At 73.5% G+C, this 9,527-nt stretch carries 11 protein-coding genes; 9 read left to right on the forward strand and 2 right to left on the reverse strand.

Features of this window, described 5'->3' with window-relative positions; genetic code table 11:
- Positions 1-423: 423 nt before the first annotated feature.
- Complete coding sequence (locus tag VFJ94_RS02485) at positions 424-972, forward strand: histidine phosphatase family protein (protein WP_325002597.1); 549 nt, start codon at positions 424-426, stop codon at positions 970-972.
- 30 nt (positions 973-1,002) lie between these two features.
- On the opposite strand, the gene sepH is transcribed toward VFJ94_RS02485, so the two are convergent.
- A complete protein-coding gene (gene sepH / locus VFJ94_RS02490; RefSeq protein WP_325002598.1) occupies positions 1,003-2,196 on the reverse strand; it encodes a septation protein SepH in 1,194 nt (397 codons plus the stop codon).
- Between the two features lie 106 nt (positions 2,197-2,302).
- On the opposite strand from sepH, the gene VFJ94_RS02495 reads away from it, so the two are divergent.
- From VFJ94_RS02495 to VFJ94_RS02510, 4 genes are all read left to right on the forward strand, one after another.
- Positions 2,303-2,968: a trimeric intracellular cation channel family protein gene (locus VFJ94_RS02495; RefSeq protein ID WP_325002599.1), complete on the forward strand. Its 666-nt coding sequence runs from the start codon at positions 2,303-2,305 to the stop codon at positions 2,966-2,968.
- A complete protein-coding gene (hemH, locus tag VFJ94_RS02500; RefSeq protein WP_325002600.1) occupies positions 2,949-4,034 on the forward strand; it encodes a ferrochelatase in 1,086 nt (361 codons plus the stop codon). Before VFJ94_RS02495 ends, hemH begins: the two co-directional genes overlap by 20 nt.
- Positions 4,035-4,044: 10 nt before the next feature.
- Positions 4,045-4,896, forward strand: a complete 852-nt coding sequence (locus VFJ94_RS02505) for an inositol monophosphatase family protein (RefSeq protein ID WP_325002601.1) — start codon at positions 4,045-4,047, stop codon at positions 4,894-4,896.
- 246 nt (positions 4,897-5,142) lie between these two features.
- Positions 5,143-6,765: a hypothetical protein gene (locus VFJ94_RS02510; RefSeq protein ID WP_325002602.1), complete on the forward strand. Its 1,623-nt coding sequence runs from the start codon at positions 5,143-5,145 to the stop codon at positions 6,763-6,765.
- 63 nt (positions 6,766-6,828) lie between these two features.
- Here the strand turns inward: VFJ94_RS02510 and VFJ94_RS02515 are convergent, their stop codons facing one another.
- On the reverse strand, positions 6,829-7,014 hold the full coding sequence (locus tag VFJ94_RS02515) for a hypothetical protein (protein WP_325002603.1): 186 nt from the start codon (positions 7,012-7,014) through the stop codon (positions 6,829-6,831).
- Between the two features lie 276 nt (positions 7,015-7,290).
- On the opposite strand from VFJ94_RS02515, the gene VFJ94_RS02520 reads away from it, so the two are divergent.
- From VFJ94_RS02520 to VFJ94_RS02535, 4 genes are all read left to right on the forward strand, one after another.
- The gene (locus VFJ94_RS02520; RefSeq protein ID WP_325002604.1) at positions 7,291-7,590 is read left to right on the forward strand and encodes a DUF4193 domain-containing protein; all 300 of its coding nucleotides are present in this window, start codon (positions 7,291-7,293) and stop codon (positions 7,588-7,590) included.
- 32 nt (positions 7,591-7,622) lie between these two features.
- The gene (dut, locus tag VFJ94_RS02525) at positions 7,623-8,111 is read left to right on the forward strand and encodes a dUTP diphosphatase (RefSeq protein WP_325002605.1); all 489 of its coding nucleotides are present in this window, start codon (positions 7,623-7,625) and stop codon (positions 8,109-8,111) included.
- Positions 8,112-8,173: 62 nt separating this feature from the next.
- Complete coding sequence (locus VFJ94_RS02530) at positions 8,174-8,956, forward strand: DUF3710 domain-containing protein (RefSeq protein WP_325002606.1); 783 nt, start codon at positions 8,174-8,176, stop codon at positions 8,954-8,956.
- Positions 8,957-8,963: 7 nt separating this feature from the next.
- Complete coding sequence (locus VFJ94_RS02535) at positions 8,964-9,356, forward strand: OB-fold nucleic acid binding domain-containing protein (RefSeq protein ID WP_325002607.1); 393 nt, start codon at positions 8,964-8,966, stop codon at positions 9,354-9,356.
- Positions 9,357-9,527: the final 171 nt, after the last annotated feature.

Genomic DNA, 9,527 nt, shown 5'->3' on the forward strand with positions numbered 1-9,527 from the left:
CGAAGTACATGCCGACGAGCCCGAGCAGCGCGGCGAAGACGAGCCAGGGCAGCACCCGGCGCACCGAGATGACGGGAAGGGCCGGGACGGCAACGGGGGTGGCGGTGATCTGCGACATCGTCTCTCCTAGTGGGCTCGGGCGGCCCGTCGTGGCGGAGTCGGCGTGGGGATGGGTCTGGCTCGGGCCCGGGAGCACCCGGAGCCCATCACAGTGGCGCGACCGCGTCGGGATCTCACCGACTTCCAGCACCCACACGAACGGCCCCAACGTAGCGATCCGCGGCGATCCGGGCAACGGCGACCCGGATGAGGCCCACCCCACCGGGCACGGGGAGTTGGCGAGCCGGCCGTGGCGGCTGCCCCGCGATCCCGGCTGGGGACCGTTGGGGATACGGTCACGGATGTGCCTGTGCGGGAGAGACCATGCGTCTGACGGTGCTCGCCCATGCCGAGACGAGACGGACCCGTGAAGGGGTCTTCGGTGACACCTCCGGGCTGGCGCCCGGTGCGCGCGTCGGGTCGTGGCCCGCGAGGCGGGCCGCGTGCGTCAGCGGGCCGGAGCCGGCCTGCGGGCAGACGGCCAGCCTGCTCGGGCTCGGCGCCGCCCCCGTGCTCGCGGACCTCGCCGGCCCCGACGTCGGCCGCTGGGCCGGCCGTCCCCTCGCCGAGGTGCTCGACGAGGACCCCGACGGGGTCACGGCCTGGCTGCGCGACCCGGACGCGGTCCCGCACGGCGGTGAGTCGCTCACGGCGCTCGTGCGGCGGGTGGGCAAGGCCCTCGACGCCGTGTCGTGGCCCCCGGGCGGAGCGGTCGCCGTCGTCACCCCGCTCGTGGTCCGGGCCGCCCTCGCCCACGCCCTGGGCGCTTCTGGCACGGCGGTGCTGCGTGCCGACGTGCCTCCGCTGGGCGCGGTCACCATGAGCCGGCACGGCGGGACGTGGCGGCTCGCCGCGCTCGTCGCGCCGTCGTGACCTCTCCACCAGAGCAGCGGCCGGCCGAGCTCAGTGGGGCTTGCGGCCGAAGACGATGTCGTCCCAGCTCGGCACGCTGGGCCGGCCCGACTTGCGACCGGGTGGCTGGCGCGGCGGGGCGGGCTCGTGGGCGGGCTCGTGGGCGACGTCCTCCTCGAGGACGTACCCGTCGTCCTCCGCGTCGTATGCCGTGTCGTCCACCACCGGCTCGGGCGCGCCGCTCGCCAGCGCGTCGACGGTCTCCTGCTCGAGCTGGTCGACGTCCACGTCCACGTCCTGGCCCGCCGGTGCGGCGGCGGGCTCGACCGGAGCCGGCCGGGTGGGCGTGGCGTCGGGGTCGTCCTCCGGGTGGGTGTGCGCGGCCGGCGGCATACCGGCCTGGGACGTGGGCACGACGAGGTCCTCCAGCGGCAGGGCCTCCTCCGGGGCGCCCTCGAGACCGGGGACCTCGCTCGCCCGGCCCCGGCGACGCCGACCGCGCGAGGCGCTGCGCTCACGCATGGCGGTCATGAGGTCGACGGCCTCGGCCGCCTCGCGCCGCCGCGGCGCCCCCACGCCGCCCTCCGCCTCCACGTCGTAGACCTGGGTGGGGCCGACCGGCGCGCTCGCGTGCGGGGTGGGCAACGGCCCGGTCGCCTCGACGACGTCGTCCTCGGAGAGCCAGCGGGCCTCGTCGTCAGTGGCCGAGACCGTGCGGGTGAGGGGGTCGAAGTCCCAGGCCGCCTCTCGCTGGCGCCCGCCGGCGTTGAAGAACAGCACCACCGACCAGGCCCCCTTGTCCTCCCGTCGGGCGTCCCACCGGGCCGCGCCGGCGTCGATGTGCCGGGACGCGAGCCGCTCGGCCACCCGAGCGCCCAGGGTGGGCGCGGCGCCGTGGGGGCCGCCACGCGACCGCAGCCGCACCTGCTGGGCGAGGCCGGCCACGTGCTCGCGCTCGGCCAGGATCGGCCCCTCGTAGCGGTGCACCTTCTCGACGGTCCAGCCGGCCAGCTCGGCGACCTCCTCCGGGCTGAGCCCCGCCCGGATCATGGTCTGGACCTCGCGCGGTCGCAGCCCCTGCCCGCCGCCGGGCTGTGCCTGCGTCGGCCGGAGGCGGGGCCGGTCGCGCCGGGCGACCGCGCGCAGCGGCTCGTCGAGCGGCACCCGGAAGCGGTTGCCCTCGTCGTCCCCGAGGATGAGGTGCATCCCGTCCTCGTGGACGCCGATGAGGCGAAGGTCCTGCATGGATGGAGTCTCCCGGATCGGTCGTCGCCTGGCTGGCCCGTCGAGCATGCCACCCCGCGCGCCCGGGGAGAAAGCCTCCACGCCGCACCGGTACGGTTTGGTTGGCATGCTCATCCAGTCCTCGTCCGCGCAGCTCGCCCTCGACGTCGTCGGCGTGTTCGTGTTCGCGCTCTCCGGCGGCCTGGTCGCGGTGAAGAAGCGGCTCGACCTCTTCGGCGTCCTGGTCCTCGCGTGCGCCGCGGCGCTCGGAGGAGGCATCCTGCGCGACGTCCTGCTCGGGGACGTGCCACCGGTCGGCATCAGCGACTGGCGGCTGCTCACCGCGGCGGCCCTCGGCGGGCTCGTCACGTTCGCCTTCCACCCGGCCGTGGAGCGGATCACCCGGCTCGTGCGGATCCTTGACGCGGCGGGTCTCGGCGCCTTCGCCGTCGCCGGCAGCCTCAAGGCGATCAGCGTGCCGGGGGTGCCCGCCGTCGCCGCGGTCATCGTCGGCGTCGTCACGGCGGTTGGCGGCGGGGTCGTGCGGGACGTGCTCGCCGGCACGGTGCCCGAGGTGCTGCGCCGGGAGCTCTACGCCGTGCCGGCGACGCTCGGCTCCGTCCTCGTCGTCGCAGCCGACCGGCTGGGAGGCCTCGGCGGGCTCGTCCCCTGGGGCGCGGCGCTCCTCGTCTTCTCGGTCCGCCTCGTCGCCGTCCACCTGGACCTCAACGCCCCGACGCAGCTTCGCTCCGGGCCCCACCGACAGGGAACGCATGGACATCGAGCCCTATGACGGCATCCTCCTGCTCGGCTTCGGCGGCCCGGAGCACCCCGAGGAGGTGATGCCCTTCCTGCGTCGCGTGACGGCGGGCCGCGGCATTGCCGAGGAGCGACTCGCGCAGGTCGGCGAGCACTACTTCCTCCTCGGCGGCCGCAGCCCGATCAACGACCAGAACCGCGCGCTCGTGGCCGCGCTGCGGGCAGAGCTGGACTGCCGGAACGTCGCGACGCCCGTCTACTGGGGCAACCGCAACAGCGCGCCCTTCCTCGACGAGGCGCTGCGCGAGGCGGCCGCGGCCGGCCACCGCCGGCTCGTCGTCATCCCGACCAGCGCGTACTCCTCCTACTCCTCCTGCAGGCAGTACCGCGAGAACCTCGCCGATGCCGTCGCCACCGTCACCGCCGAGGGCCTCGACGTCACGGTGGACAAGATCGCGCCGTATGCCGTGCGGCCGGGTTTCGCCCGGGCCAACCTCACCGGCCTGGTCCAGTCCCTCCGCGCCCTCGACGGGATGCCCGACGCCGAGCTCGCGCTGCTCTTCGTCACGCACTCGATCCCGGAGGCCATGGACGAGACGTCCGGCCCCGGGGACGGCGAGGGCCACCTCTACCGGCGCCAGCACCTCGCCCTCGCGGCCTACCTCGAGCGGGAGGCCGGCCGGGCGCTGGGGCGGAGCCTGACCGGGGAGCTGGTCTACTGCTCGCGCTCCGGCGCGCCGGGCCAGCCGTGGCTCGAGCCCGACGTGGGCGACCGCATCGAGCAGCTCGCCGAGGGCGGCATCCGCGCTGTCGTCGTGGCGCCGATCGGCTTCGTCTCCGACCACATGGAGGTCGTCTACGACCTCGACACGGAGGCGAGGGCGACGGCCGAGCGGGCGGGGCTGCAGTTCGTGCGCGTGCCCACCGTGGGCACCCACCCGGTGTTCGTCGCCGACCTCGTCGAGGCCGTGGCCGAGCGGGCCGCCGAGGCCCGGGGGGAGCAGGTGCCGCAGTTCGAGGGGCGGATGCCCTCGGTGTGCGCGGCCGGCTGCTGTCCCAATCTGCGCACCGCCCGACCCGCGCTGTGCGGCCAGGACTGAGGAGATCACGATGGAGACCCAGCCCAACGTCACCGACGACCTGCTCGTCGAGCTCGAGCGGCTCTGCGTCGAGTTCGCCGTCACCGCAGGCGCGCTGATCCGGGACGAGCGGCCGGGGCGGGTGCGCGTCGAGGCGACGAAGTCGAGCGACACGGACGTCGTGACGGTGATGGACCAGCGCTCGGAGGCCCTGCTGCACCGGCTGGTCCGGGAGCACCGGCCACAGGACGGCATCCTCGGCGAGGAGGGCGTCGACGTGGCGGGCACCTCCGGCCTCACCTGGGTCCTCGACCCCATCGACGGGACGGTCAACTACCTCTACGACATCCCGGCGTATGCCGTGTCCGTGGCCGTCGTCGTGGGCGACGCGCGCGCGGACGGCGGCTGGACGCCGATCGCCGGTGCCGTGTGCGACCCGTGCCGCCGCCTCGTCCACCACGCCCGCCGCGGCGGAGGGGCGTGGACCCGCCCGGAGCGGGACGCCGGCACCGGGCATGCCGAGTCGGCCGCGCTGCGGGTGTCCACCGAGGACCGGCTGCACCGTGCGCTGCTCGCCACGGGCTTCGGCTACGACGCCGAGGTGCGGGCGCGCCAGGCGGAGATCCTGCGCCGGGTGCTGCCCGCCGTGCGCGACATCCGCCGCATCGGCAGCGCGGCGCTGGACCTCGTCCGGGTGGCGGACGGCTCCGTGGACGCCTACGCGGAGTCCGGCATCAACGCGTGGGACCTCGCCGCCGGCTGGATCATCGTCGAGGAGGCCGGGGGCCTCGTCGGCGGTCGCGTCGACCGGCCGGGCAAGGCGCTCACCGTGGCGGCCGGACCACAGCTCCTCGAGCGGGTGCGCTCGCTCTTCCTCGGCTGACGAACCGCGCGTCCGAAAGGCGTAGTGGAGCCGCTGCTCACCACGTGCTTATGATGGTGGGTTGCCGCCGGGCGGTGGCACTTCCTGCACCACCTGCGGCGATCGGGTCGGACGGCGACCCGCCATCGGTGCGAGCCGGAAGGGGTAGTCATGCTCGGAGTAGCACGGCATGGGTCACGGCACCAGGTCACGGCCGCGGCAGGGCCGCGGACCAGGACAGCGAGGGGACGCCGGCTGCCCTGGCTGATGTCCATCGCGGTGGTCGGCGCGTTGGCGGTCACCCCCGCGGGCGCCTCGTCTGCTCCCGGCGCACCGAGCGCGACGGCGCTGTCGCGGATCTCCTCGCCGGCGTTGCAGGCCTACCTGATGGCTCACCCGGAGCGGGCCAGCGAGCGCCAACGGGCACACGTCGAGGCGGCGCGAGCGGTCAGGTCCGCAGCCTCGTCCATCAGGTCCAGTGCCGGCCCACAGGCGGCGGCCCGGGGGAGCCTGGCTCCCTTCAACCGGGACCAGACCGGCTTGCCCCAGAACGAGGAGTCGGTGAGCACCTGTCCGGGGCCGTCGAAGGTCGTCCTCGGCGGCACCAACGACTACCGCGGACTGCTCAACCCCGCGGGAAACTTCACCGGTTGGCACTTCTCGGCCGACGACGGCCGAACCGTGACGAACGAGGGCCTGCTGCCCACCGTGCAGACGGGCGGCAAGCAGGTTCCGTCGGGCGGCGACCCCATCGTCTTCGCGACGGCCGACTGCGAGCTGTACGCGGCGAGCCTGAGCTTCCCGGTGGACGTGGACTTCACCAACCTGCCGGCGAACACCAACGGCGCGACCGTCTACCGGTCCTCCCCGCAGCGGCTGGCCAGCTGCCCCGGCGGTGACGCTGCCAGCTGCTGGCCGACCCGCCGTTTCGTCGCGACCAACCGCGCCGGCCACTTCATCGACAAGCCGTGGATGTATGTCGGTCACAGCGGCTCCGCGGGACAGGTCGTCTGGGTCACGTACAGCGACTTCGACCTCACGGCGAAGAACCCCGCCGGGTTCACCGCCAGCATCTACGCGGTGCGCTGCGACGGTCTGCTGAGCCGTTGCACGGCGCCGATCAAGATCAGCGACGGCGACCCCGACGTGCAGTTCAGCGACGTCACCGTCGGGCCGGACGGCCGCACCTACATCACCTGGGCGCAGATCCGGGGAGAGCTGTTCAACCAGCCACAGACCTTCATCTTCAAGAGCCGGGTCGCTCCCGCCGGCAGCACCGCCTTCGGCCCGACCCACGTGATCCACCGGGAGCCCCTGGCCATCCCGTTCGGCGGGTTGCTCCACGCCAACGACTTCCGGATCGCCAGCTATCCGAAGAACACGGTCTCGATGGTCAACGGGCGCCCGCGGCTGTGGGTGGTCTGGGACGCGTGCGGCACGCGCCCGCTGGACACGGTCTGTGAGAACGCTCAGGTCAAGCTGACCTGGTCCGACGACCTCGGTGCCAGCTGGAGCCCGGTCCGGGTGGTCTCCCTCAGCGACGAGAACTACTTCCCGACCATCGACACCGCCCCGCGGACGGGCAAGGTCGCCATCGCGTACTACACCAACCGCTTCGACCCGGTGTTCCACAACCGCCAGGACGTGGAGCTCGTCACCGTCTCCAACAGCGGGGCGGTCACCGCGCGGACGAGGCTGACCCCGTCCTCCGACGAGACCGAGGCGGACCCGCTGCTCGGCGGACTGTTCATCGGCGACTACTTCGAGCTGGACGCCCGTGACGGAACCGCCTACGTCCACTTCAACGCCAACCACGTGTCGAAGACGCTGCTCGGCCTGGGGAGCCCGATCCCCCAGCAGGACAACTTCCTGATCCGTAGGCCTCTGTAGGGCCACCTCGGTCGTCGACCCGACGACGGGGAGCCTTCACCAAGGACGGCTGGACGGCTGCGCTCAGGCCGCCCGATACGGGTCGAGCTCCACCAGCCGCACTCCGTGCTCGTGCGCCAGGTGGGCAAAGTTCTCGAGCTCTCCGGTGTGCACCTGGACGCGGAACTCGTCACCCTCGGCACGGGCCCGGGCGAGGTCGTCGAGAGCGTGGCTGACCCGAGACCTCATCTCCTGGACGAACTCGATCATGGTGCACCTCCGGCGCTGCTGCGGTTGGGTCGGTCGGTAGAACGTACCGTCACGGCGGTACCCGGCGTCCAGTCGACCGGCCCGGCGAGGACGACCGCGCGCCCCGCGCCCTCGTCGGTGGAACCGAGATGACAAGCCGCCCCGGACTGGTGCACAATCCGCCCACACCGGCAATGGGGGCGGGCGGCATGGCACGGGAACAAGGCTCATCGGGCGGACGTTCCTCCACGACACAGGATCACGGCGCTGCACCAGCGAGGAACGAGAGAACGAGACATGGCAACTGACTACGACGCGCCACGCAAGACCGACGACGACCTCAGCGAGGACTCGCTCGAGGAGCTCAAGGCGCGGCGCGTCGACAAGAGCGCGTCCAGTGTGGACGTCGACGAGACGGAGCAGGCCGAGGGATTCGAGCTGCCCGGCGCGGACCTGTCCGGCGAGGAGCTGTCCGTGCGCGTCCTGCCGAAGCAGGCGGACGAGTTCACGTGCTCGCGGTGCTTCCTCGTGCACCACCGCAGCCAGCTGGCCAAGGAGGTCGGCGGCCAGATGATCTGCACGGAGTGCGCCGCCTGAGGCGGATCGTGAAGCAAGTAGGGTCGGTCCTCGTGACCGACCCTTCCGCGTCCCGCGAGGTCGACGTCGCCATCGTGCGGCTCGACCCGGGGCTCCCGCTGCCTGCCTACGCCCACGCGGGGGACGCCGGCGCCGACCTGCTCGCCCGCCAGGACGTCACCATCGCGCCCGGGCACCGGGTCCTCGTGCCCACCGGCGTGGCGCTCGCCCTGCCCGAGGGGTATGCCGGGTTCGTGCACCCGCGCTCTGGGCTGGCGGCCCGCCACGGCATCGGGATCGTCAACGCGCCGGGGACCGTGGACGCCGGCTACCGGGGGGAGGTGCTCGTCAACCTCGTCAACCACGACCCCGCCGAGCCCTTCACCGTGCGGCGGGGAGACCGCATCGCCCAGCTCGTCGTCCAGCGGGTCGCCCGGGCGCGGTTCGTCGAGGCGGACTCGCTCGACCCGACGTCCCGGGGCGACACTGGACATGGGTCCACCGGCGGGTTCGGACCGGACCCGGTCGACGGCGGCGCCTGAGGAGCGCGCCGGCTCGCAGCATCCAGCAGGACACGACAGCAGCAAACGAAGGACGGGACGACGTGGGACTCTTCAGCCGGGGCAGGGACAAGCGGCGCCAGGAGTCGCCGGCCGAGGCCGACCGCGCCTCCGGCCCGGACGAGACGGACGAGGTCGCCGAGACCGGCGTCGCCGGTGCCGACGTCGCCGACCCGCACACCCGGACGTCGGTGGGCCCGCTGGACCGCTCGGCCCTGGCCGAGGCCGACGCCGACGACTACCTCGTCCTCGGCTCGCTGTGGGTCAAGGGCCAGGCGGGGATGGAGCTGCGTCTCGAGCTCAACGAGCAGGAGCAGCAGATCACCGGGGTGACCGCCATCGTCGGTGAGTCCGCGGTGCAGCTGCAGGCCTTCGCCGCTCCGCGCACGGAGGGGGTGTGGGTCGAGATCCGCAACGAGATCGCGGAGAGCATCACCGACGCCGGCGGCACGGCCGAGGTGGTCACGGGAGACTTCGGCGAGGAGCTGCAGACGCGGATGCCGCAGGCGGGCGCCGACGGGCGCACGGTCTTCATGCCCGCGCGGTTCGTCGGCATCGACGGGCCCAGATGGTTCCTCCGCGCGGTGATCAGCGGGCGAGCGGCCATCGACCCGGCCGCTGCCGAGCCGATCGTCGAGCTCATCCGGTCCACGGTCGTCGACCGGGGCGACGAGGCGATGCCCCCACGCGAGCTGCTGCCGTTGCGGCTGCCCGAGCAGCCCGCCGCGGAGACGTCGCCGGACGCCGAGGCGCCCGAGGGGCAGGCCCGCCGAGCCGAGGAGCTGAAGCCCTTCGAGCGGGGCCCCGAGATCACCGAGGTCCGGTGACCCCGGCATGACGAGCGGTCGCCGGAGGGCCCTGCGTCGCCTCACCGAGCACCTCACCCGATCCAGCGACGACATCGACTCGGACCAGCTCAAGCAGCAGTCCACGGAGGCGGGCGGGGTGCACATCGGCAGCGTGCGCCCCCGGTCGCTCGTCACCGTGCACGGCGAGGTCCGCTCCGTGACGCTGCGGCCGCGCAGCGACGTGCCGGCGCTCGTGGTGGACCTGTGGGACGGCACCGACGCGCTGCAGCTCGAGTGGCTCGGCCGACGGACCATCCCCGGGATCAGCCCCGGCACGCGCCTGCGCGCCACGGGGCGGGTGACGACGCACCGAGGCGTCACCACGATCTTCAACCCCGCCTACGAGATCATCGGGCGAAGCGGCGGCGCCCATGAGTGAGCCCGGGGCCGTCGCCCGCTCCGAGGCGGACCTGCGCCGCTACGCGACCGTCGAGGAGCTGCTGCGGGAGAAGCTGTCCCAGGCGATCGGCGGCTGGCGCGGCGCGCTCGAGTCCGCGATCCCGACCCTCGTCTTCGCCGTGACGTGGTCGGCGCGCCGCGACCTCGGTGC

This window comes from Intrasporangium sp. (genome assembly GCF_035688975.1).
Taxonomy (GTDB): Bacteria; Actinomycetota; Actinomycetes; order Actinomycetales; family Dermatophilaceae; genus CALMNV01.

What these genes read in the sequence shown, in the direction of transcription:
- VFJ94_RS02485 (WP_325002597.1), top strand. Translation starts at nt 424, where the DNA reads ATGCGTCTGACGGTGCTCGCCCATGCCGAGACGAGACGGACCCGTGAA.
- sepH (WP_325002598.1), bottom strand. Translation starts at nt 2,196, where the DNA reads ATGCAGGACCTTCGCCTCATCGGCGTCCACGAGGACGGGATGCACCTC.
- VFJ94_RS02495 (WP_325002599.1), top strand. Translation starts at nt 2,303, where the DNA reads ATGCTCATCCAGTCCTCGTCCGCGCAGCTCGCCCTCGACGTCGTCGGC.
- hemH (WP_325002600.1), top strand. Translation starts at nt 2,949, where the DNA reads ATGGACATCGAGCCCTATGACGGCATCCTCCTGCTCGGCTTCGGCGGC.
- VFJ94_RS02505 (WP_325002601.1), top strand. Translation starts at nt 4,045, where the DNA reads ATGGAGACCCAGCCCAACGTCACCGACGACCTGCTCGTCGAGCTCGAG.
- VFJ94_RS02510 (WP_325002602.1), top strand. Translation starts at nt 5,143, where the DNA reads ATGTCCATCGCGGTGGTCGGCGCGTTGGCGGTCACCCCCGCGGGCGCC.
- VFJ94_RS02515 (WP_325002603.1), bottom strand. Translation starts at nt 7,014, where the DNA reads ATGATCGAGTTCGTCCAGGAGATGAGGTCTCGGGTCAGCCACGCTCTC.
- VFJ94_RS02520 (WP_325002604.1), top strand. Translation starts at nt 7,291, where the DNA reads ATGGCAACTGACTACGACGCGCCACGCAAGACCGACGACGACCTCAGC.
- VFJ94_RS02535 (WP_325002607.1), top strand. Translation starts at nt 8,964, where the DNA reads ATGACGAGCGGTCGCCGGAGGGCCCTGCGTCGCCTCACCGAGCACCTC.